This window comes from Levilactobacillus yonginensis, from assembly GCF_964065165.1.
In the GTDB taxonomy this organism is placed as follows: Bacteria; Bacillota; Bacilli; order Lactobacillales; family Lactobacillaceae; genus Levilactobacillus; species Levilactobacillus yonginensis_A.
In genome coordinates this window covers 1442857-1465864 of the sequence record NZ_OZ061549.1, presented here as the reverse complement: position 1 = coordinate 1465864, position 23008 = coordinate 1442857, and the positions used below count along the sequence as shown (strand labels likewise).

17 protein-coding genes are annotated in these 23008 nt (G+C 48.4%); 10 read left to right on the top strand and 7 right to left on the bottom strand.

Annotation, left to right across the window (positions count from 1 at the left end; translation table 11 throughout):
- Positions 1-433: 433 nt before the first annotated feature.
- The 3 genes from AB3Y94_RS07005 to AB3Y94_RS06995 all read left to right on the top strand — a co-directional run bounded on the left by AB3Y94_RS07005 (position 434) and on the right by AB3Y94_RS06995 (position 6481).
- Complete coding sequence (locus AB3Y94_RS07005) at positions 434-2371, top strand: acyltransferase family protein (protein ID WP_367295590.1); 1938 nt, start codon at positions 434-436, stop codon at positions 2369-2371.
- An 817-nt stretch (positions 2372-3188) separates the two neighbouring features.
- Positions 3189-3941 carry a hypothetical protein gene (locus AB3Y94_RS07000; protein WP_125681655.1) on the top strand — a complete coding sequence of 251 codons (753 nt, stop codon included), beginning with the start codon at positions 3189-3191 and terminating at the stop codon, positions 3939-3941.
- Between the two features lie 845 nt (positions 3942-4786).
- Positions 4787-6481, top strand: coding sequence for an oleate hydratase (locus tag AB3Y94_RS06995; protein WP_367295589.1), 1695 nt, complete (start codon positions 4787-4789; stop codon positions 6479-6481).
- A gap of 113 nt (positions 6482-6594) precedes the next feature.
- Here the strand turns inward: AB3Y94_RS06995 and AB3Y94_RS06990 are convergent, their stop codons facing one another.
- The gene (locus AB3Y94_RS06990) at positions 6595-7020 is read right to left on the bottom strand and encodes a hypothetical protein (RefSeq protein ID WP_367295588.1); all 426 of its coding nucleotides are present in this window, start codon (positions 7018-7020) and stop codon (positions 6595-6597) included.
- 495 nt (positions 7021-7515) lie between these two features.
- Between AB3Y94_RS06990 and AB3Y94_RS06985 the strand changes: the two genes are divergently transcribed.
- The gene (locus tag AB3Y94_RS06985) at positions 7516-9891 is read left to right on the top strand and encodes a VaFE repeat-containing surface-anchored protein (protein ID WP_367295587.1); all 2376 of its coding nucleotides are present in this window, start codon (positions 7516-7518) and stop codon (positions 9889-9891) included.
- Positions 9892-9991: 100 nt separating this feature from the next.
- On the opposite strand, the gene lepB is transcribed toward AB3Y94_RS06985, so the two are convergent.
- A complete protein-coding gene (gene lepB, locus AB3Y94_RS06980; protein ID WP_125681647.1) occupies positions 9992-10576 on the bottom strand; it encodes a signal peptidase I in 585 nt (194 codons plus the stop codon).
- Positions 10577-10775: 199 nt separating this feature from the next.
- Between lepB and AB3Y94_RS06975 the strand changes: the two genes are divergently transcribed.
- From AB3Y94_RS06975 to AB3Y94_RS06965, 3 genes are all read left to right on the top strand, one after another.
- Positions 10776-11168, top strand: coding sequence for a cytidine deaminase (locus tag AB3Y94_RS06975; protein ID WP_125681645.1), 393 nt, complete (start codon positions 10776-10778; stop codon positions 11166-11168).
- Between the two features lie 483 nt (positions 11169-11651).
- A complete protein-coding gene (locus AB3Y94_RS06970) occupies positions 11652-12002 on the top strand; it encodes a PadR family transcriptional regulator (RefSeq protein ID WP_125681643.1) in 351 nt (116 codons plus the stop codon).
- A 1-nt stretch (position 12003) separates the two neighbouring features.
- Positions 12004-13416 carry a DUF4097 family beta strand repeat-containing protein gene (locus AB3Y94_RS06965; RefSeq protein ID WP_367295586.1) on the top strand — a complete coding sequence of 471 codons (1413 nt, stop codon included), beginning with the start codon at positions 12004-12006 and terminating at the stop codon, positions 13414-13416.
- A 142-nt stretch (positions 13417-13558) separates the two neighbouring features.
- On the opposite strand, the gene AB3Y94_RS06960 is transcribed toward AB3Y94_RS06965, so the two are convergent.
- The 3 genes from AB3Y94_RS06960 to AB3Y94_RS06950 all read right to left on the bottom strand — a co-directional run bounded on the left by AB3Y94_RS06960 (position 13559) and on the right by AB3Y94_RS06950 (position 16275).
- Positions 13559-14635: a hypothetical protein gene (locus AB3Y94_RS06960; RefSeq protein ID WP_125681640.1), complete on the bottom strand. Its 1077-nt coding sequence runs from the start codon at positions 14633-14635 to the stop codon at positions 13559-13561.
- A 227-nt stretch (positions 14636-14862) separates the two neighbouring features.
- Positions 14863-15663: a Cof-type HAD-IIB family hydrolase gene (locus tag AB3Y94_RS06955; protein WP_225428384.1), complete on the bottom strand. Its 801-nt coding sequence runs from the start codon at positions 15661-15663 to the stop codon at positions 14863-14865.
- 369 nt (positions 15664-16032) lie between these two features.
- Positions 16033-16275, bottom strand: coding sequence for a hypothetical protein (locus AB3Y94_RS06950; protein WP_125681636.1), 243 nt, complete (start codon positions 16273-16275; stop codon positions 16033-16035).
- A 250-nt stretch (positions 16276-16525) separates the two neighbouring features.
- Here AB3Y94_RS06950 and AB3Y94_RS06945 point away from each other — a divergent pair, with 250 nt between their 5' ends.
- On the top strand, positions 16526-17071 hold the full coding sequence (locus AB3Y94_RS06945; protein ID WP_125681634.1) for a MarR family winged helix-turn-helix transcriptional regulator: 546 nt from the start codon (positions 16526-16528) through the stop codon (positions 17069-17071).
- 493 nt (positions 17072-17564) lie between these two features.
- On the opposite strand, the gene AB3Y94_RS06940 is transcribed toward AB3Y94_RS06945, so the two are convergent.
- Positions 17565-18881 (bottom strand): MFS transporter, encoded by a 1317-nt coding sequence (locus tag AB3Y94_RS06940; protein WP_125681633.1) that lies wholly within the window; start codon positions 18879-18881, stop codon positions 17565-17567.
- A gap of 21 nt (positions 18882-18902) precedes the next feature.
- On the bottom strand, positions 18903-19424 hold the full coding sequence (locus tag AB3Y94_RS06935; RefSeq protein WP_125681631.1) for a DUF1440 domain-containing protein: 522 nt from the start codon (positions 19422-19424) through the stop codon (positions 18903-18905).
- Between the two features lie 170 nt (positions 19425-19594).
- Here AB3Y94_RS06935 and AB3Y94_RS06930 point away from each other — a divergent pair, with 170 nt between their 5' ends.
- Entirely contained in the window at positions 19595-21883 is a 2289-nt protein-coding gene (locus AB3Y94_RS06930) for an excinuclease ABC subunit UvrA (RefSeq protein WP_125681629.1), read from the top strand.
- A 318-nt stretch (positions 21884-22201) separates the two neighbouring features.
- Positions 22202-22594, top strand: a complete 393-nt coding sequence (locus AB3Y94_RS06925; protein ID WP_367295585.1) for a tautomerase family protein — start codon at positions 22202-22204, stop codon at positions 22592-22594.
- The last annotated feature ends 414 nt before the right edge of the window (positions 22595-23008 follow it).

Here is a 23008-nt window from a genome sequence, read left to right as displayed (position 1 = left end):
ATGAAAGCGCTTAACTGCCAGAGAAAAATCGACTACTGACATTAGCTAAAGCGAATGACCCGTCTTTTTGCCCTTCTGAATGTTTGATTAGCGAATTAACTGGCTGATTGAGATTGCTTGAAAATCCCGATAATTTCGCTTTTGTGAGATGGGAACGGTTACTTGTTGATGTCAAATTTTACAATTTCAAAAATGTGGGTAAAAACGTTGTTTCTACGGGGTAAACATTATATGATTAGGTCTAGTTAACTACCGAGATTTTGCCGGGTAACTAGGACCGTTAGATGGGTCAGTACATATATCTGGTAAATTATCGCGAAAAATATCAACATAACGAATAATAAAATCAACTTAATAACTAGTTTTACAACCATTTGGGGAGTATCACCAGTCTGACAGTTACTGGTTTTTATAAAGAGAAGGAGCAATTATTATGGATCAGACTTACACGCGGCTCACGCGAACGCTTTTGCGTAGTCAGCGCGAAGGAAAGCGACGATACATAACCGGATTCGATGGTATCCGGACGTTAGCCGTTTTGGGGGTTATCATTTATCACTTAGCACCATCCACCTTACAGGGGGGTTACCTAGGGGTGCCCATATTCTTCGTGGTTTCTGGCTACTTGATTACTTATCTATTGATTCAAGAGTGGGATACGCACAATGAAATTGACGTTTGGGGCTTCTATGGGCGGCGACTAAAACGGTTATATCCGGCGCTAGTCACCATGATCCTGGGAACGACTGCCTACATCACGCTATTCCAACGGAGTCTGTTGGCGAATATTCGGGGCACCGTGCTCACCAACTTAATTTATGGCTATAACTGGTTTGAAATTAAACACGGCCAATCCTACTTCGATCGGTTTAATGGGGAGTCACCGTTCACGCACTTGTGGTCGTTATCCATTGAAGGGCAATTCTATCTGGTTTGGCCGTTCGTGGTGCTAGCCCTGCTACTCTTCTTACGGAAGCGGGCCCGGGCCGTAGCCATTCTCTTTGCGGTGGCGGTCGTATCAGCGGTGTTGATGGCATTACTGTACGACCCAGCGAACACGAACCGGGTCTACTACGGGACTGATACCCGGATGTTTGCCATCCTGATTGGAACGGGTATGGCCTTCCTGTGGCCGGCTCACAAACTTAATTCAAATGTCTCACAGGCCCATCGCTGGATTCTAAATGGTGCGGGCCTGGTGTCACTATTAGTTCTAATTTACATGTTCTTTACCATGAATGGGCAAGCAGCCAGCACTTATCGTGGCGGCATGTTCTGGTTCACCGTGTTAGCTGGTGTTCTGGTGGCAACGGTGGCCCATCCGGGGAGTGACATGAATCGTCTGCTCTCGACCCCCGTCTTTAGTTACGTGGGTAAGCGGAGCTATGGAATTTACCTGTATCAGTTTCCCGTCATGATTTTCTACGAAGCTAAGGTGAATATCGGAAATCATCCGTTGTTCAACGCTTTGGTTGAGGTAGCCTTGATCATGTTGGTGACGGAGCTGAGTTACCGGTTTATTGAAAACCCAATGCGGCACTACCATTACGGTCAGTTGACGCATGATGTGAAGAGTTTGTTGCAACAACCCGGTGCCCACCGGGTGGCCAGCACGTTTACGGTGATTGCTGCCGTTCTGTTTGGTGTCACCGCTGTCGGCTTCGTCCAACAGCCAGCCGCTGCTAAGCCAACGGCCCTTCAGCGGACGATTACGGAACGGCAAGCCTCGACGAAGAAGCAAAACGCTGCTGCGGCCAAGAAGCAAAAAGCGTTAGCAGCGGCTGCCTCTAAGCGTAAACACGAGAAGGCCGTGGCCTTTTCAAAGATGTCCAAGGCGGACCAGAAGACGGCGAAATACTACTTCTTAAACGCTAAGGAACTGACGACTAGCAAGCAAACGCCAATCACGGCAGTGGGGGACTCCGTTCTGCTAGATGACTCAGGTGACCTCCAAGAGGTCTTCCCTGGTGCAGTTGTAGATGGGGCAGTTGGTCGGCAAGCAGATGCTTTGCCAGGTGTAATCAACGGTCTGGCACAGCGAGGTCAACTGGCCAAGACGGTATTGGTGAACATTGGGACCAACGGGTACGTGACGGCGGACCAAGCGGACCAAATCGTGCATGCCATTGGGCCTAAGCGCCAGATCTTCTGGGTCAACGCGCACGTCCCAACGCGTGAATGGCAGAATTCCGTGAACAAGATGATCGCTAAGACGGCTGCCAAGTACGACAACGTCCATGAGATCGATTGGTACGGGACGGCTAAGGGCCATGATAAGTGGTTCGTTAGCGATCACGTTCATCCTAATAACTTGGGGAACCGGTACTTCACGTCACTGATCGCTAAGTCGATGGCTAAGACTTCTAAATAACAGTTGGCATGACTTGGCCGCCTCCGGCCGCCAGGGCTGGTGCCTGCTGTGGGGACCGGCGCGAGCCATAGTGCGGTCTCGCACCTCGACTTGAAACCACGCCCAGGTCACGTGTTTCCAAGCTCGTCCCGTGGTGTAACCTCGGGAAACCACCGAGCTAACGCCACTTTCACAGCTGCCACCAGCCCTGACAACCTGCGGCTACGGTAGTTGTGTAAATAACCAGTGTGTTGGCCGTCAGTCTTAATCGGGTGTATTGAATGATCATCGAGGAATGATTGTCTGGTGAATGAGACTTTAAATACTGGATTAACTAGACGGCTAAGCATTGGCTGATTGTCGTCAGCTTATTTAAGGCATAGTTAGTGATTAGTTTTCCACTGTCTAAGCCGTGAGGTTGGCAGCTATGGGCTCAGGCGCCTTGTTCTTCTTAGCCGTTTATGGCTTAGAAGAAGACCAAGCTTGAAGACTCGTGGTTTTCGAGGCTTCAAGTTGTGTCGGCACCGTTCCAGCCCATAGCTGCCAACCGGTAAGGCGATGAAACACAGGATATCTCTTGAAAAACTATCGTTCATTTTAACCTTTAAGTGGCTTACCAAGTCGCAAATCCCGGATTGACAGGGATTTGCGATTTTTTTGTTGGTTCACCAATTTGCCCCCGAGATGTTAGTTCCGTTAATTTACCAGTGGACGCAATTTCTTGGGGGATTCGGGACCATTTCGAGTAAACAGATGAGAGTCTCAATTACGTTACGTGGTAACATACCAAGTGAATTCAGGGATGGATTCACCACGAAATCTATTGGGGGGAATTGTTATGATGAAAAAAGTTGCAATGATCGCAGCTGCAGCAGCGATGGTATTGCCATTAGGGTTAGGGGCTATTGCTCCCGCAGCTGGTGAAACAACTGCGATGGCGGCCGCTAAAGTGGCCGCCAAAAAAACCACGTATACACTGGTAAGCGTTAAAAACATTAAAAAAGCCGCTTATCACGTAAAGAGTGGTAAACCAGCACTGTATAGCGCCGCATTTGCTGCCGACAAGGCGAAAGTTACCTTAGCTAAGAAGGGGACTCTGGCTGGCGAAAAGACTTACAACGTCACTAAGCAGATTGTGATCAAGACTAAGGCTACCAAGAAGGCTAAGGCCAAGAAGGTGACCTATGCTTACGTGAAGAGTGCTAACGGTAAGGTCAAAGGCTGGGCCGCTCTCTCTAAATTGACAGCAGGCAAGTTTATGGCAGCTGATGGTAAGAAAGCAACTAAGAAAGCCGCTGCTGACAAGATTGCGGGGAAAACCTACACTTTGGTTAGCTCTGCTAAGATCAAGAAGGCCGCTTTCCACTTCAAGGGCACCACACCGGCCTACTTCAGTGGCAAGTTCGCTGCTGACAAGGCCAAGGTGACGTTGACCAAGAAGGGCGTCCTGCCACAAAGCAAGACCTTCTACGCAACTAAGAAGATTACCATTAAACAGAACAAGAAGAACGTTAAGTACCTCTACGTTACCAACAAAGGCTGGGTAAAGGCATCATTGCTGACCGCTGGTAAGTTTATGGCAGCAGATTAACGTGGTTGTTTCAACTAGAAGCACGCTTGATGGCGTGCTTCTTTTTTTGTTGGGATTAGTTGTAGATTGCCGCCGCTGGTAGCTAGACGTTTCGCTGGGGGGACCGACTAAAGCCAAAAGGCGGTCTTTAGTCTCGACTTGAAACCTCGGAAAATCACCGTGTTTTCAAACTCGTCCCGTGGCCTAATCTTGGGAAACCAGCCCCATACACAGGATCCAAGTCTAGCTACCAGCGGCTTCTGTGTATGGGAAATGGCAACACTGTAAACGCAAGCCGGTTATGCAGTTGAAGTTCGATGGAATTGGTCAGCCTGCCATCACGATATGGTAGTCAGTAAGTTTGATGTCGGTTACGTGCTTAATAGCCGCTGCAATTGTTACTGATTAAACTGATAGCTAAGACAACTGTGATAGGTCGTGTCGTGGGCCTAAACCGGATTAAATCCAGAAAACTACCGTAGCCGGAGGTTGTCAGGGATGGTGCCGGCTGTGAAAGTGTTGGTGGCTCGGTGGGGTTGCCGAGCCACCAACACGGGACGAGCTTGGAGACCCGCCTGGGCTTGGGCGGGGCTTCAAGTCGAGCCGAAGGACCGGGCCTCAGGCCGCAGGCGGTCCCCACAGCAGGTGCCATCCCTGGCGGCCGGAGGCGGCCATTTTGGGGATCTTGACCTACCTGGACAGATAACCCACAACTACAACACGACCTATCACAATTGCCGTTAGATTAAGGATTTCTAGCGATTCTTAGAACTGGTTAATACTGAAAAGTAATCGCTTTACAACGTCTGACAAAGCAAGCATAATGGGGGCGTAAAAGGCGTTATGAATCTACGGAGGTGTTTTTGATGGTAAAGACAAAAGCAGTAATGATCGGTGCCGGCTTATCTAATATGGCCGCAGCGGTTTACCTGATTCAAGAAGCCCATTGGAACGGCAGTCAGATTACATTTTATGGGGCTGACATGCACGGGGCCAATGACGGTGGCGAGACTGGTGAGTTCAGTAATGAGTATTGGAACAAGAACCACCCGCTGGATAACCAAACGGGTTACGTGGCCCGTGGTGGTCGAATGTTGAACTACCGGACTTACGTTGATTTGATGGACCTGCTCGACCGGATTCCGTCAGCCACCGAAGAGGGCATGACGGCCGCTGAAGATACCCACGACTTTGATTTTCATCACCAAACCTTTGATAAGGCACGGTTGATGCAGGGGGGCAAAGGAATCATTGATGGCGGTAAATTAGGTCTGAATAACAAGGACCGGGTCTTGCTATCCAAGTTAGTTTTAATGCCTGACGAAGAGGAAACCAAGCTCGATAACGTGACGATTGCCGAGTACTTCAAGGACGACCCGCACATGTTCCAAACCAATTTCTGGTACACGTGGGAAACGACCTTTGCCTTCAGAATTGAAAGCTCCGCGCAAGAATTGCGGCGCTACATGCACCAAATGATCTATGAATTTACGCAGATTGAACATTTAGTTGGGGTCAACCGGACCCGTTATAATCAGTTTGAAAGTATTATGTTACCGCTGATCAACTACTTGAAGGATAACGGTGTAACCTTCTTGGACAACCGAATCGTGACTGACTGGGAGTTTGCGGACAGTGCCTTACAGGATGAAATTACCGTGACCGGCCTGCACGTTAAGAATGTGGCCGATGATACGGAAGAGCTGGTCGATGTGGATGGTGACACGGCTGTTATCTTCACCAACGGTTCCATCACGGACTCTGCTACCATGGGAGATTACGACACCCCAGCGCGGGAGAACATGGAATATGGGATCAGTGCGGCACTGTGGAAGAAGGCCACCGAACGCTTCTACAATTTGGGGACGCCAGACAAGTTCTTCGACGACCGTAAGAATTCCGAGTGGGTCAGCTTTACGTTGACTACCAAGAATCACCTACTCTTGAACGAAATTACCCGGATTACGACGCAGGTTCCTGGAAACGCGTTGAACTCCTTCCTGTCCACGACACCGATCACACCACTGGGACAAAAGGACGTGAACATGTCGATCGTGGTTCATCATCAACCACACTTTACCACCCAAAAGCCTAACGAATCCGTCATTTGGGGCTACTTCCTATACCCACGGCGGACTGGTGAGTTCGTCCACAAGCAGTACATTAAGATGAATGGGAAGGAAATGGCCCAGGAATTGATTGGACAACTGGCTAAGGTCGACCCTGGTCCCAACAATATTCGGGATAAGGAACCAGAAATCTTGGACAGTATCATTAACAACATTCCAGTTTACATGCCCTACGCCTCAGCACTGTTTAACAACCGGGCTAAGACGGACCGGCCAGAGGTCATTCCAGCGCATTCCACTAACTTAGCCTTCACTGGTGAGTTTGCGGAGCAGCCTTACCAGATGATCTTCACGGAGCAGAGTGCGGTTCGTTCAGGTGAAATTGCCGCTTACCACTTTGCTGGAATCTCAATGGATAACTTAGTGGATACACCACGTTACGACAAGGATAAGAGGACCTTGTTGAAAGCTACGCGGCGGATGTTTAGCTAGGAATAATGACAGTTTAGTTTAAACACAATAAATTAAGCAGACGCTTAGTTTCAGCCTTAGACACCATTCCATGTGAGTGGTGTTGGGCTGAGACTAGGCGTCTTTTGGTAATGTTAATGATAGCCACGTCGCCAGAGTAATTTTCCCAGTAATAAGGCAGGCGCTAGCAAAATCAGCCCCAGAATAGCAATTTGAAGGAATAGCCAGCGCCCAATCGTCGCAGGTGTGTCGACATCTTTGGCAGCGAGAAGGGAGACCTTGGTGTGGGGGACGCGCCAGTTAGAACCGTGGTCGTGAAATTGGAGATCCTGGTTGTGTAATCGAATAGCAGGTCGTCGAGCCAAAAATCGTTCGGGTCGGAGTCGCTGCAACGTGTCCGCCACCAAGGGATAACAGATAAGCCAAGAGCTTAGCAGATAGATGGTGAGCGGTCCGTGATCTAATTTAACGGTGAAGCCCAACGTGTGGGCCGTGAATAGCAGGTAACTGAGAATCGGCAGGAGACTGTGGCAGTAGTTAGTTAGGTATTTGCGAACCATCAAATCACCTCGATTTTTCAGCAGTATAGCACATTTGAAAAAGCGGCAGAGACCACAAGTAGTGGTTGAGAAGCTTGGTACGCATAGCTGTCGTTTTCTAAAATAATCAGGTGCTTGTGAAAAGGGTCGGAAGCTATCGTCACAATATTTAGCCACTATTCAGTTTGTGTGAGGGCAGACGTTATGAAGCTGAACAAACAAACCAATCGCTAAAATCGCAAAATAGCCCCAGTTTACGGCCATTTAAAAATTATTTTAATTAAACATACTATGATGTTTATACTATCCAAATAGCCCGATGTGGTGCGATTTTATAAACGTTTTAACAGCGATTGTCTGATATCGGGGCTTATCACTTGATTAGTCATATAATTTATTCATAAAGTGTTTAACACCCGCTAGAATTATGCCCTACGAACCTATTGCAGGATTGAATGTTATGTAATATTATCAAACTATAAATGACATTAAAATTTCCTTAAGGGGGTCTTAGAAATGAAAAAGAGAATACTAGGGATTCTTAGCCTCGTTGGACTGTTGGCGGTTTCGCTATTCTTTTTAGTCACACCCACACCGGCTTCAGCCGCCCAAGATGCGGTTACACCAGCGGGTTCAAAGACATTTTCACCAGTTGGCATTGATACGACGACCAATGCCTGGAATGATGGCGTGCCACTGCAAGGGACCTATTTGAAATATGATAGTGATGGGTTAATTTGGGGATTTGCCCAAAGAAATGGCGCTGATTGGAATGGTCAAAAGTTTAAGACGGCTGATGGTGCTTTGGCATACTGCTTGAACTTTGATCAAGAAACACCAAATGGCTCGTCGTCACCGCTAGACGACTTGAGTGCCACCCAGAAGAAGCAACTGAGTAACCTGTTAAAGTTGGGTTATGTTGAACACGGTACCGATACATATAAAGGGGCTGGTGTTTCGACCCTGAGCAACATCGATGCCTTCATTGCAACGCAGTGGATGGTTCATAAGATTGTCCCAACCGATGGGATTAACGTTGATGATTTTGATATTGTAAATCCGACGTTGAACGATGCGATGGCTAACCTTAAACAGTGGGTATACGAAGACCTGGATATTCAGCTGCAAAAGGATGGAAGCGTTACTGATAAGAATGGTCAGTTCACGCAGAATTATGAGTTAACCGCGCCGCATGATTTACAAGGGCAAGCCGATATTACTTTGAGTAAGGACGTAACTGGTGCTCAGGTTAAGACGGCGGACGGAACGAGTTCAGAAATTAGTTCGACCAAGGGCGTTAACGTCAAGGTCAGTGATAAGTTCAGCATTTCCGTGCCGGACACGACGGCTGATGGATCGGTCGATGTCGTTGCTAATGGTGGGACCGATTCCTACACCTTCGCGAAGTACGATCGACCTGCGACGAACCAACAACAGGCGTTAGTTGTGGGTGATAAGTATGTCAGTGATGATCAAAAGGCCACTGACACGATGAGTTGGAAGTCAGATGTTGAGAAGCCAACCATTGGGACGACGGCGACTAGTGACGGTAATAAAACGATTACCCAGTCTGGTGAGGCTAAGATTGTCGATCAGGTTCAGTATAAAGGACTCACCGTTGGCAAGGCGTACACGGTTAAAGGCACTCTAATGGACAAAGCTACGGGTAACGCCTTACAAGTGAACGGCAAACAGGTTACTGGCTCAACGACGTTCACACCAACTTCAAGCGCAGGGTCAGTTAATGTTGCGTTTACGTTTGATGCGAGCGCTCTGAACGGGAAGCAGGTCGTTGCTTTTGAAAGCCTACTTCAAGATGGTAAAGTGGTCATTAGTCATGAAGACATCAACGATAGCGGCCAGACTGTGGCTATTAATCTAACGCAAAAACCATCAATTGGGACGACTGCGGTTGATGGTAACGATGGGGATAAGGTAATCAATCCAACCCGCGACACAACCATTGTTGATCGCGTTACTTTCCACAATTTGACGCCGGGTAAGACCTACACGGTCAAGGGTGTCTTGATGGATAAGACGACTGGTAACACGCTCAAGGTTGATGGGCAAGAAATTACTGGTTCAACCACCTTTACCCCTGAAGCACCCAATGGTATCATCAATGTCCAGTTTACTTTTAATGCCAGTTCACTACGTGGTAAGGACATTGTGGTCTTTGAAACGCTCTATCACAACGGCAATCAAGTAACTAGTCACGCTGATATTAACGATAATGGTCAAACGGTTATCGTTTCCAATCCAACGCTACAAACGACGGCTACCGATGCCAGTGATGGCGACAAATCAGTTGACGCTGATAGCTCGGTCACCGTACAAGATCGGGTGCAATACACGAATTTAACGCCAGGTAAGTCTTACACCGTTTCTGGTATCTTAATGGACAAGGAAACGGGGAACGCACTGCTGGTCAATGGTAAAGAGGTTGCCGGTTCGACGACCTTTACGCCAACGTCGGCTAATGGCTACGTTTACGTTGACTTTACCTTTGATGCAAGTGGCTTAGCTGGCAAGCAACTGGTTGTATTTGAAAACTTGTACCAGGATGGCAAGGAGATTGCTACCCACGCGGATATCAATGATGCCAGCCAGACGGTCACCGTTCCGGATGATCAGACACCAACTAGTGAAGAGGGCGATGGTGTTTCACCTAATACGCCTGATGTTACCAATCACGGGGGTGGTGCCGACACCATAACTGGGAATACACCAGCGACAACCCTTTCACACCATGCTGCAGCTGCCCCTTCAGCGGGTTCAGCTGGTGCTTTGCCTCAAACGAATGAAGCGAAGGCCACTTCGCTGGTTATGCTGGGACTCTTAATTTTAGCGGCAGTGATCAGTGGGGCACTTGTGAAGCGTCGTGAGAGCTAACCGATTTGTAAAAAAATAGAACGTGGATGCGTAAATAGCGTGTTAAAAAATGGATTCAAGGTTATTCGCCCTGAATCCATTTTTGATTGCTGTCGTTAGCTTAGCTTGCCAGACTATTCACGTTGGTCCGATGAGTTGTGGTGCCTTGCCAGAAGGGAACCTTCACAATTCCCATGACCTTGTCAGAATCCACGTAACCCCAGGCGCGGCCATCCTCGGAAATGCTCCGGTGATCACCGAGCACGAAGTAGTGGTTTTGGGGAACTGTATTCCCCTGATACTTCCAGTCATGCGCCTTGGCAAGACTGCTTAGCGTCCAATTACCAGTTCCCGAAGTCCGCTCGTCTTTGCTGATGAAGGACTGATTGATAGCTTGGTTGTTCACGTAAATATAGCCGTTCTTGCTGACGACTTTGTCACCAGGCAGGCCGATGACCCGCTTAACGTAGTTGGTGTTTTTGGCGGCTTGTGGGTCTTCCCCGTAGGCGTCAAAGACAATGACGCTGAGCCGTTTTAACTTCAGTGGTTTGACGACCACCATTCGTTCTTGGTCAGCCAGGTTGGGCTCCATGGAGCCACCTGAGACCTTAACGACTTCAAACACGTAGGTGCGTACCAGCAAGACGACCACAAGGGCAATCAAGATAGGCAAAACCCAGCTTAGAATACTGCGAAAGGCTTTCATTAGACGAATTATCTCCCTGAATTTTGGTTTATTGAGGTGTAGTTATGACGTTTATTCTAGCATAGCTCGTCTCAGGCTTAGCCAGTTTAGTGAAAAATTAACGAAATACGTAGAAAGTTGGCCGAAACGGTAGCGCTTACAAGCCGTTTGTGTAACAATGTAGTGAAGTAAAACCGTTTAATAACGAGGAGGAATCAACATGGCAGAACAAGTTGAATTATTGAAAGTTGCTACGGCAATGTTGGACAAAGCCTACACCCCGTATTCCCACTTTCACGTTGGGGCAGCGGCGGTTGGTGCTAGTGGCAAGGTCTATGGTGGCTGCAATATTGAAAACGCATCGTACGGCGCAACCAACTGTGCCGAACGGACGGCAATCTTTTCCGGTATCGCTGCTGGTGAGAAACATTTTACGGCGCTGTTAGTCACTGGCAATACGGAAGGTCCCATCGCACCTTGTGGTATCTGTCGGCAGGTGATTGCTGAGTTCTTTGATGCTGATGCACCGGTCTACTTAACTAATCAGTCCGGCGCTTTTGCTGAGACTACCGTTGAGGGTATTCTTCCTGGGGCGTTTACTGAGCTGAAATAGACTTTAAAAGCCGCCTTCGACTGCCAGAAATTGGGGCCTGCGGTTACATTAGTCGTTGCAATTGTCCGTTGGCGTAAAAACCTCGGGTTGGTAGTTAAAGTGGTTGGTAGCTAAAGTGGGGGTTACGTGTTAGGCAGTACACCGACCTTAGTTTGTGGCTGATCCAGCTTCAGTAGAACTCAAGCCAGTCATGCAAACTTAATTTTAGACTAAGTGGTCTGGGACAAAAGTCTCAGACCCTTTTTGCGTTCTGAACATATATAGCTGAAACATGCGACGAAAGGCAGTCAACTCCGCTTAACCCCGATGGACAAACAATCCAAGATCAGGATTATTCGTCCATCGACGTTAATGCTTATTGACTAACCGCCCTTTGGCTCACTCTCTTTATTAGGTATTTTACTGTTTTAGATAAATTACTTTGACACACATAGTAGTGTGTGATACATTAGTTCCATTGAGAAAACGGAAGGGAGTGGCAATATGGCTGAGGTTATTTCCAAAGATCTCATCCGGGGCCATACGGATACGATTATTTTAAATATTCTGCAACAGGGGGATAGTTATGGATATCAGGTCGCCAAACGAGTCAAGCTACTAAGTCAGGGACATTATGAACTCAACGAGGCCACGTTGTATACCGTCTTTCGCCGGCTGGAAAAGAATGGGGCATTGGAGGACTACTGGGGGGATGAATCTCAGGGATCTCGGCGAAAATACTATCACGTGACGCCAGTGGGGGTGGCCCTGCTGAAGAAAAATACTGCGGCTTGGCAAGTGGCCAAACCAATTATTGATGACTTAATTACGGGAACGGTTCCCGAGGAGGATTAGCATGGACGATATCACAATGGAAATTCGCACGCGGTTGGATCAACGATTCAGCCAGTATCAGCCTTCACGGGCGTTGACGGAATTGAAGGAAGAACTTGTGGGGGACCTTACCGAGGCCGTCACGGATAAAGTGAATCAGGGACAGGCTGCAGCACTGGCCGTGGACGAAGCCATGGCACAGCTGGGCGACATCGATGCTTTGCTTAAAGAAGTGGCGGCAGAAGATGCGGCGGATGGGTCAGCTGATGACGCCACGGAACGTGACGTTGACGACTCCCAAGTAAAAATTGGCAAATTGAAGATTCACGGGGACAAAGTGACTTGGGGTCACCACGTTCTGGTAGATGGAGAAAATGATAAGGTTGATTTTGGTAAATTGGTCAAAGTTGATGGCGACCATGTTTCGGTAGCCGGCGGGATGATCGATGTCCAGGGTGACGACGTTTATGTGAATGGTGAGCGGCCACGACGGACCTTTGTGGAGTCGCTGCGACTGGTCAACACACAGTCCTTTAACGTGGCAGATTTGGCACATGTGGACCTGAGCTACCGGGATGCGGCAGTTAAATTGGGCCCGGCTAATGCCGACGAAATCGTGATCAATGAGTACATGAGCCGGGACAATGCCCGGTATTACCTGCGAGCTGAACGGCACGGGGATCTCCTCACAATTAAACAGGGAGACCGGCCCCGTCTGTGGCCCAACCACGTCCGCGCAGAAATCTTTTTGCCGGCTAACCTGGCGGCAATGGTCGGTGTCCATGCTGGTAATGGGAGTCTAGAAATCAGCGACCTCAGTGCGCCACTGAAAATTACGGCGCACGCTATCAACGGCAGTATGCGGGCGTTTGATGACCATGTGAGTGAGCTCCTACTGAAGTCCACCAACGGTGCCATTCGGCTAGACCAAGTTCATGCGGCTAAGCTGGAACTGTTAAGCAAAAATGGTAGCGTGACGTCGCGGGAAACGTCCGGGACTTTGAAGGTCGATTCCCGTAATGGCGCAATTAAATTGGTAGACCACACGGGTGACGTTGATTTGCACGGACAAAACGGCGCTATCAAGCTGGACGGGTACATGGGACAAGCCATTGTTGCGGCCAATAATGGGGCCATTAAGGGCCGCAATTTTACTGGTGGCGGTACATTTCGTGCTGGGAACGGGAATGTCAACGTTCAGCTGGCCGGCTTAACTGATGATTTTAAGGTTGAGGCTGGGGGCAGCGTGACCCTGCAGATGCCATTGATGACTGACTATCGTTTGGATCTGAAGAGTAAGCATGATCGCGTGCGAGAACCACAAGAAGCACAGCTGAGCTTAAACGATGACTCCCATAAGATTGGGACGGTCGGTGATCAGCCAGAACACGCAATTAGTGTTTACGCAACTAGCGGTAGCGTGCGGGTCAGCTAAGACTTCCTAGCCTGTAGCTGCATCGTCGGTAGATAGCAGCAGTCTAGATGCAACTAGTCTGAGTATATTCAGGTAAACTTTCAACCTTCTTAAAAAAGACGAGTCACCAGCATGCAGCGTTGGTGGCTCGTCTTTCGTGTCCTTAGAATTTTAGTTCGTATTCAAACTTCAATTTCTTATAATAATCCTGTTCGATAAAGTCCGTTGGTCGGACGGCACCGTCCTTCATGTCGAAGTAGGCGACTCCCGCCAATTTGAGCATCTTGTAGACAAATTGTGAACAGAACATGATGTTGGGCTTAGCAGAATGCTTAGAGACCAATCCAAGCATGTTGTAGGCGCTGCCTTCACGGTTGATTTCGGCGATTTTGTCAATGACAAACGTCTTTTGAGCGGTGGTTACCGGGAGGCTGTATACCAGGACAGAAGCCCCAGTCTTTTGGTGGAAGAATTCCAGGGTCTCGGCGTTCATTCCTGGTGGATAAACGTTGTCGCCGCCATTATAACTAATAATTGTCTCTAAGTCGCGGTCGAAGGCGAGCGACACGTGATTGAACTGCTTACGAGTAAACACTGAGATCATCTCGCTGGCGGCACTGCCCGTGTTGGAAACGGCCAAGTAAAGTTTGGAATCGGTTAACGTCGCCGTAGCAGCATCAAAGTAAGCATCTGTGAGGGTTCCGTGATTGATGTAGTGTACGGAACTGTGACGCGGTAGGTCTTCTAAAATTGTTTTTACGTGGTCGACTGAGACCTTATCTTTAGCCGCAGCGGCATTATCCATGAGCGCGCTCAGTTTATCAGCACTTTGACGTAATTCATCGAAGCTGACCGTGGCCGTCTCTTCTACCGTGGGTAAGTAGAAGACCGTTTGGTTGTTGGTCGTTACGAAGCGCTCGACCCATAATGGGAAGAGTACGATGAGCACGCCAATCAGTTTGGCTGGGAAATAGATGAGCGATTGGCCTCGCAACGGGAAGACGACCGCAGAAATGAAGACCAGCTGAATAACTAGGAGAAGGCCGTAGATGACGGTCAGGCCAATTTTAGCTGGACGGGGGAATTGCGCGAGCCACGTCCGCAGAACCATTACCGTCGCTAAGTAGATGTACACAATGATTAGAATGGGCTGGTTGGCGAATAAGTACAGGCTTGCCAAGAGAAGCCAGCCAAGACCACGAATCCGAATTGACTGGAAGTAGTTGATGACGTCGTTCATGAAAGTCTTCCTTCACGTAAAAGGTGATGCCCCAGATAGTGGTCACCACCAGTTAATCAAGTTATGAATGTTTGCAAATAATGAGTCTCAGTATACCATAACCAATGGTGCGAATTGGGGATTGTAAGGATGGTCTAAGAAGTCCATACCGATCATTAAGGGTAATCTTCCCAATGACTTCTAGCAGGCCGTTTCGTGTGATTTTACTTTGGAAGTAGGTTTTACGACTAAACCAGCTCAAAATATCTTTGTAGATAGTCCGCCACGCCGGATTCATTGTTGTCCTTGGTGGTAATGTGATCGGCGACGGCCTTTACATCCAGCTGACCATTGATCATAGCGACCCCCTCGCCTGCTTGTTGAATCATGTGGAAGTCGTTTTCGGCGTCACCGAAAGTCATCAAGTTGCTGGTATCCCAGTTGAAACGGGCCAGGAGAGCCTTGATGCCTACGATTTTGTCCACTTCTGGTGAGAGAAATTCTAGCATGTGGGGCTGCGAGCGAACCACGTGGTAGGTTGAAAAGAGGGCCTCTGGTAGTTGTTGGTTGACGGCGTCTAGCATTGTTGGCTTAATCGAAACTAATGCTGTGCTAAAAAGGTTATCGGGTAACTCTTTGAACGTTACGGGAAAATAGTCGACGCCCACCTTTTTGGCTCGGTGATAAAGTGAGGGGCCAAGTTCTTTAATTTGGAAGTCCTGATCAAAATCTAAGATATCTAGCGGGAGACTGTAGCGTGAAGCGTACTGGTAGAGCGGTTCGAAGTCCGTCTTGTGGAGGCCATTTTGATAGAGAACCTCACCCGTGGCATTGTGGACGACTAAACCGCCATTAAAGGTGATGGTGTAGTCGGTTTCCGCAGTTAAGCCCAGTTGGGCAATGTAGGGGTGGATAGCCGCAAGTGGTCGGCCGGTACATAGGACAATTTTTAAGCCTTGTTGATGGAGCCGTTGTAGTGCGGCAACGTTGGCCTCACTGATTTTTTTGTGGTTATCAAGTAGCGTGTTATCTAGGTCTAGAGCAATCATCTTGATCAAGAATAGGACCTCCTTTATCTACTAGTGTACACGACCTTTTGGCTATCGTGAAATGAGTTGGGTCTATTATTTTGCCCGCTAATTGATTTCGATCAATCAATCAGTCAATCTATATAACTTTCGGATTGTTACCAGTTCACTCAAACTGTGGTCAATATTTCCGGTCGTTTGGGTTTATACTCTAGGTAGACTAGGACTAACTTAAAAGGGGTTTTATCGTTAAAATGACGTTGCCAGCGTCGGACGGAAAAACCTAACGGATTAACCAAGGTAGCGTTTTCTTCAAATTGTAAAGAAAATGCCAACAATTTCAGAAAAAAGGGTTTATTTTTTGGCTGATAGAGGTGATACTAGAGGAAGTTACTCACGGGCTTGATCATAAAGATACCACCATGATTGTAATTGGTGTAACTTGACATGGCTGATTTCGGTGAGGGGAATTTCCTGCGATTGGCCAGCAGCTAAACCCATGTAAACGGTCGACGCGGAAACGTAGTCGACCGTTCCCGTGTAGGTAACGTCATGAAATATTAGGGTAGTGATTTGATTGTTTTGATAAGCCGTTTGGAGTATGGCTTTGATTCGCTGACTAACACTGTGCATGAGATCACGTCCTTAAAATAAAGGTTGTTTTCATTATAGAACAAGTGTTCGTTTTTGCAAACCAGTTTTTTAATATTATTGGATAACTTGATTTGACGGTGAAATGTACGTAGGGTTATCCATTTCGTGGAATCTGGTCAAAGACGTCTGCGTTTTTTTAGGCTACAATGAAGTCCCGTAGCTGTGCACATTTTCCAGGACGGTAAATGGCAGCGCCTCGCGCTGAATGAGAAGGAGTAATGGACTGACAATGACAGAGACGACAAATGAGGCAGTAACTACTGAAGCACAACTGAAAAAAGAATTTGACGATTTGTACATGCACATCTTCAAGTACATTGGTGATTTTGTGTCCATTCCAACACAAAAGTATAATTTAACTTTTGAAGCGTTTATGGTGATGGACAACGTTGCTCGGAGTAAAAATGGTCAAACCTTAGTTGAATTGGCTAAACTCGAGGGCGTTTCCAAGAGTGCGATTGCCCGGCAAGTGAACGTTCTTTTGAAGGAGAACTACGTGATGCAAAAGGTTGATCCTAATGACCGACGCGTTAAGTACATTACGCTGACGGCTGCGGGGAGCCGCGTTCAACGGAACCTCTCTGAGGCTACCGACGAACGGTTCCACCGTTGGTTAGAATTCTTTGGTGGTAAGGAAGAAGCTGAACGCTTTATCCGGGTTCTCCACCAAGCCAATGAGCGGGCCGTTGCTGCTGGCTTTGTTGGATTCGACAGTTTACATGATAAGCGTCGGAACTCTAACAAGAGTCGGAGTCACGGGCACACCAATGAATAATCTGTTTGATAATACTGAACGACCGTAGGAGATTTCTTCCTGGTGGTCGTTTTTATTTTGTTTTGGGTTATGCTGGATGATTGTAGCCACCTGCGGCTGCCAGGGAGGGGGACCGCTGTGGAGACCGGAGCGAGCCAAAGTGCGGTCTCACTCCCCGGCAGCCTCCGGCTAAGTTGTGCGTGACCACTAAATTGCGGTGGTGGCAATGGTGAAAAGTCACTCGGTTATTAGTCATGGTGTGGGGAGTTCATGATCGGACGGAAGAAAACTAGATTACATAAAATGATTTGTAGTTCGGGAAATTTTTGTTAGAATTCCTGCGCCTACGGATCAACAACCTAATCCATAACAAAAATAGAGCCTACTGAGAAATCCAGCAGGTTCTGTTTTACTGTAAGTTTAATTTTAAATGATACTAGCTACATATGGTGTGAATGCCTAGGTTGAAGTTGCGGTAAATCCACAATCTAAGCCGGAGGCGAACTCTCACAGACTATTTAGAAATCGTAGCTTCGAGCTGACGTTCATTGTATAACAAGAGGATGCTGAACATGATAACGTAAAGTATCAGTGGAATCCACGCGTAGTTCAACGTGATCATGTGTTGGGTTGCGACGTTTTGCGGGTGATTGGCTACGTAGCCGGAGAAGTGGAAAAGACCGGCCGTTACCAGACCACCCAAGCCTAAACCGACGTTGACGCCAAAGTCATCGGTGGAAGCGAGGATGCCCTCTGCCTGGATGCCCATTGCCATACCGTAACGGATGGTGTCAGCAATCATGATGGAGACCAGACCGATGATGATGCCGTTACCAACGGAGTTAATCAGAATTCCCGTAAACAGCACGACCAGGTGGTTTAGTAAAACACCAATCGTTAGAATACCTTGGCCGATTGCTGCCACTGTGATACCCGTGAGCATGGTACGTTTCTTGCCCCAGATGTGGGTGGAATGAATGATCAACAATACACCAATCAGTGCAGCAAACGTAAAACTATTGGCCCAGGGGACCAGGTTTTCACTGTGCTGAATGTATTTGAAATAGTAGATGGTGGTTTGATTCTTGATAGCGGTGGTCAGCCAATACAGCAGGATGACCACCGAGATGACCAGCCAGGGCTGATTTTTTCGCAACATGGTACTGACCGCGTGCCAAGACTGGTGGGAGGCTTCCGGATTGGTGAAGCGTTCCCGGACGTGGAAAAAGGTATTCCAAATCAGTGCTAGTGAAATTAGGCCGAACAGCACGATTGTTAGAAGGAAGCCTCGTTGCTGGTTACCGTGACCGAAGAAGGCAACCAAGGGAAGCGTAAAGACCGCGACAATAATTTGAACGGAACTCCCTCCAAATTGGCGGATGACTCCCAGAAGGGTCAGTTCCGATTCATTCTGAGTCATAGTGGGAAGGATCGACGTAATCGGGAGGTTGACGGCCGTATAGAAGAAGCCCAATCCTAAGTAAGTTACATAAGCCCAGACTAATTTGCCGGTGCCACTGAACGGCGGGGTAACGAAGGTTAGCACAGCAAATAGGACGTAGGGCAGAGCGTACCAGAGAAAGAACGGTCGGCTCTTGCCCCATTTTGAATGGGTCCGGTCGATCATTAACCCGATAATGAGACTTTCCACCACGTCGGCTAAGCGGGCGACGATGAAGAGAATGGCGGCCGCACTGGCAGATAGGCCGTAGACGTCGGTGTAAAAGAACAGTAGGTAGGTGGTCATCATCTGAAAGACCAGGTTGTCCGCTGCGTCACTCAGACCGTAGCTCAAACGCTCCGGCCATTTGGTTTGCCAAGGTGAATTCAACTTGTCGTAGCCTCCTTTCGACTACTTACGCTGGCTCTGCCGAATCAATCGCTGGTAGACTTCGGCGCCAACGAGGTCGTTGGTGACCATCCAGACGATGTGGCCCAGAGCTTCAGAAACGTGTTCCGTCTTTGGCTGGTCTTTAGCAGCTGGAACGGTACCCATGGCGGGCATGATGCCTAAGTGAAAGGCGACCCAAATAGCCAGACCGAACCAGGTACCGGCGTCCTTCTTCACGGCTGGAATCTTCTCACCGATGATTTGGTAGAGGACAGCAAAGGTTGTGGAGAAGCCGAAGTGAATCACATAGCTGACCCAGGGTAGTTCGTGCCCAGAGTAGTGATAGGTTGCGTGGGTCACAGTCTTGGGCACGCCAAATTGTTCTAGCAATGTTTGGGGTGGGTTGGTAGCATCGCGTTCTTCCGTGCGGGGTGGCAGGACGTTTTCCCAGCCGAGTTTGACCAGGCCGGAGATAACCCCGGCGGCCCCGCCAGCAATTACGGCGGCAGTGAGATTTAAGGGATGACGTTTAAATAAGGACATAAAAGATTCCTCCTTCAATGGATAAGTACAATTAAAGTATAAACTTATTAGATATTTTGCGGTGGAAATTAGCTTGTAGAACGGCACACGCGCATTCTATTTTTTGTTGTGATATGGTGGATTGTGAGTGAACGGGTGAGAAGAGAAGACGCGTCAGAGAGGAGTTTCGTATGGATAAAATTTTTGATCAGGGATACATAGAGATTCAAGACGCCACGCAAAATAATTTGAAGCACGTTGATTTGCGGGTACCTAAGTATGAAACGACGGTATTTGTGGGCTTGTCTGGGTCGGGTAAGTCGTCATTGGTATTCGATACGATTGCGGCAGCATCACGACGGGAGTTAAACGAGACCTTTCCAAGCTTTACACAACAGTACTTGCCGAAGTTCGGGCAACCCCACGTGAAAGACATTGAACACCTACCAGTGGCGATTGTGATCGAGCAGCAGCGGTTGGGTAAGAACGCGCGGTCCACACTGGCAACCTATACCGGAATTTACTCCCTCCTGCGACTGTTATTTTCGCGTATCGGTAAACCCTTCATCGGCTATTCCGATACATTTTCGTTTAACCTGCCGCAAGGGATGTGTCCGGCTTGTCAGGGGTTAGGCTACGTCGACGACATTGATGAGAGCAAGTTGATTGATCCAGAGAAGTCGCTGAATCAGGGGGCCATTACATTTGTCAGTTTTGGGCCTGACACCTGGCGCTGGCGACGGTACGGAACCAGTGGCTTGTTTGACGACGATAAGCCAATTAAAGACTACACCAAGGAAGAATATGAACTTCTGATGCATGCGCCTCAGCAACGACTAGAGCATCCTGGTGAGGGGTTCCCCCGCACAGCCCTCTATGAAGGCGTGGTGCCCCGGATTCGGCGATCGGTGATTGGCAAGAAGGAAGCGGAACACCATCGTGAAGCCATTGCGGCCATCGTTACCCGAAAGCCCTGCCCCGTTTGTCACGGAACCCGGTTACGACCAGAGGTTTTGACCAATCATATTAATGGGCAAAATATTGCAGAAGTTTCTGCTATGGACCTGCGTCACGTGCTAAAATTCTTGGACGGAATCACGGAGCCGTTAGCGACAGATGTGGTGCGAGAACTTTCGACTAAGATTCAGTCGTTGGTCGATATTGGGCTGGGCTATTTGACGTTGGATCGCGGCACAAGTTCCTTGTCCGGTGGAGAAGCCCAACGGATTAAGATTGCCAAATACTTGACGAGTGCGTTGGTCGACATGGTTTATATCTTGGATGAACCCAGTGTAGGGTTGCATCCCCATGATATTCAATTGATCAAACAGGCATTGACCCGGTTGAAGGATAAGGGCAATACCGTCTTAGTTGTTGAACATAATCCCGCAATGATCGACTTTGCCGATTATGTCGTTGAGATGGGACCACAGGCTGGTCAAGGTGGAGGAACCGTGACGTTTACCGGAACCTACCCAGAGTTATTGGCATCGGCCACATTGACTGGGACTTGGTTACGGAAGGCCCATCAATGGGGCACTGAGCGGCAACCCAAAGGCCATTTAGCCCTGAGAAACGTCACCCGGAATAACTTAAAAGGGGTCGACGTGGACGTCCCTCTAGGGGTGATGACGGTCATCTCTGGGGTCGCTGGGTCAGGAAAATCGTCGTTGGTTTCGGCACTGCGCGAGCAGTTGACCACGGACTACATCGACTTAGCGCAGGCACCCGTCGGCATCAATATCCGTTCGACGCCAGCCACCTACCTAGGTATTTTGGATGAGATTCGAAAGATATTTAGTCAGGCCAATGACCGTGTGGGGACCAGTTGGTTTAGTTACAACGGTAAAGGGGCCTGCCCACGGTGTAAGGGGAAAGGCGTCACAATTACCAACATGGCGTTCATGGACCCGGTCGTGCAGACCTGTGAGCTGTGTCAGGGTAAGCGGTACAGTGAGGAGGCGCTGCAGTATAGTTATCATGGAAAGAACATTGCTGAGGTCCTCCAGATGTCGGTGACGGCTGCAGCGACGTTCTTTGCAGGTTCGCCCAAGGTAGCCGCTAAACTACACAACTTGGACCGCGTTGGCTTAGGGTATTTGACGTTGGCCCAACCCCTGACCACGCTATCTGGTGGGGAGCTACAGCGGTTGAAACTAGCCGTTGAGTTAGGTAAGAAGGGAACGATTTATCTGTTGGATGAACCCACGGCTGGGTTACATTTGAAGGATACAGCACGCCTGATGACCTTGTTCAACGAGCTGGTCGCCGCAGGAAACTCGTTGATTATCATCGAACATAACTTGGCAGTGATTGGCCAGGCTGACTGGTTAATTGACGTTGGCCCGGACGCTGGTCGGTATGGTGGCCAGATTCAGTATAGCGGCACGCCTAGAGAGTCAGTTAAGGTAGCAACGTCCCGGACGGGGGTAGCGTTGAAGGCGTGGATTGAGAATAAGAGTGGTCTGGAAGGCGGTTAGTCAGTGAGCATTAACGGGGATAGGGTGAAAATCCCGGTCCTGGATTTTGGCCCTATCGCTGTTAAGCGGAGCTGACTGCTTTCCAGAGCACGTTTCAGCCATAGAAAATCACCTGCCCTAATTAAGTTATCGCAAGTAGCCAATAGATTCCTTGATAAATATCAATTTAGTCGCACCTATTCCGCAGTAAACTAAATCAGGTTATTAAGGAACGTCTCTTATAAATAAGCGGGAATCCAAGCTGGGTTAGTTATAAAACTGAGTCAGCAATAGTAACTCACCGTGAGTCACAGAAGAATCGAAAAGGGGTTGTAGATAATGCCATTAATGCGCATCGATATGTTCAGAGGTCGGAGTAAAGCTGAAATCAAAAACATTCTGGATATCTCTTACAAAGTTGCGACCGAAGAATTACATTTACTACCGCGGGACCGTTATCAAATCGTCACGCAACACGATCCAGAAGAAATGATCATTGAAGACGTGGGTTTGGGCTTTGATCGCACGGATAAGGTGTTGGTCTTTAGCCTGACGTCCAGTCCTCGTGACGAAGGGGATAAGGAACGGTTCTACGCGCGGTTGGTCAAGGAATTAGCAGCCGGTGCTGGCGTTGCTCCTAGTGACGTGATGGTTAACATTACCAGTAACACGAAGGCTGACTGGAGCTTTGGTGATGGTGAAGCGCAGTTTATGACTGGCAGATTAGGCTAACTAGAAGCGTGAGCGATATGGGTGATACTACCAGAAAGTAATCTATAGAAGAAACTAGGGTTTGAGACAAAAGTCTCAAACCTTTTTTGTGCTCCGAACATGCATGGTCGAAACGTGCGCCAAAAGGCAATCAACTTTGCTTAACCCCGATAAACAAACAATCCAGGACCGGGATTGCTCGCCTATCGACGTTAATGCTCATTGACTAACCGCCTTTTGGCGCACTCTCTTCTGATTTCTGAGAGTTCGGGGTAGACTTAAAAAAACTTGTAGAATAGTCATTGACAGCGCTTTCAAGACTGGCGTACGATAACCATACATGGGTGGTATCATCGTTGACTGGACTGCCGTCATTGCTGGCAATATTGCAGTTACTAAAGCAATAAAGCGATGAAAGGCAGTGTTGAACCGAAA

Bases quoted from the DNA above. Each gene is read 5' to 3' on its own strand.
- AB3Y94_RS07005 (WP_367295590.1), top strand. From the start codon at position 434: ATGGATCAGACTTACACGCGGCTCACGCGAACGCTTTTGCGTAGTCAG.
- AB3Y94_RS07000 (WP_125681655.1), top strand. From the start codon at position 3,189: ATGATGAAAAAAGTTGCAATGATCGCAGCTGCAGCAGCGATGGTATTG.
- AB3Y94_RS06995 (WP_367295589.1), top strand. From the start codon at position 4,787: ATGGTAAAGACAAAAGCAGTAATGATCGGTGCCGGCTTATCTAATATG.
- AB3Y94_RS06990 (WP_367295588.1), bottom strand. From the start codon at position 7,020: ATGGTTCGCAAATACCTAACTAACTACTGCCACAGTCTCCTGCCGATT.
- AB3Y94_RS06985 (WP_367295587.1), top strand. From the start codon at position 7,516: ATGAAAAAGAGAATACTAGGGATTCTTAGCCTCGTTGGACTGTTGGCG.
- lepB (WP_125681647.1), bottom strand. From the start codon at position 10,576: ATGAAAGCCTTTCGCAGTATTCTAAGCTGGGTTTTGCCTATCTTGATT.
- AB3Y94_RS06975 (WP_125681645.1), top strand. From the start codon at position 10,776: ATGGCAGAACAAGTTGAATTATTGAAAGTTGCTACGGCAATGTTGGAC.
- AB3Y94_RS06970 (WP_125681643.1), top strand. From the start codon at position 11,652: ATGGCTGAGGTTATTTCCAAAGATCTCATCCGGGGCCATACGGATACG.
- AB3Y94_RS06965 (WP_367295586.1), top strand. From the start codon at position 12,004: ATGGACGATATCACAATGGAAATTCGCACGCGGTTGGATCAACGATTC.
- AB3Y94_RS06960 (WP_125681640.1), bottom strand. From the start codon at position 14,635: ATGAACGACGTCATCAACTACTTCCAGTCAATTCGGATTCGTGGTCTT.
- AB3Y94_RS06955 (WP_225428384.1), bottom strand. From the start codon at position 15,663: ATGATTGCTCTAGACCTAGATAACACGCTACTTGATAACCACAAAAAA.
- AB3Y94_RS06950 (WP_125681636.1), bottom strand. From the start codon at position 16,275: ATGCACAGTGTTAGTCAGCGAATCAAAGCCATACTCCAAACGGCTTAT.
- AB3Y94_RS06945 (WP_125681634.1), top strand. From the start codon at position 16,526: ATGACAGAGACGACAAATGAGGCAGTAACTACTGAAGCACAACTGAAA.
- AB3Y94_RS06935 (WP_125681631.1), bottom strand. From the start codon at position 19,424: ATGTCCTTATTTAAACGTCATCCCTTAAATCTCACTGCCGCCGTAATT.
- AB3Y94_RS06930 (WP_125681629.1), top strand. From the start codon at position 19,595: ATGGATAAAATTTTTGATCAGGGATACATAGAGATTCAAGACGCCACG.
- AB3Y94_RS06925 (WP_367295585.1), top strand. From the start codon at position 22,202: ATGCCATTAATGCGCATCGATATGTTCAGAGGTCGGAGTAAAGCTGAA.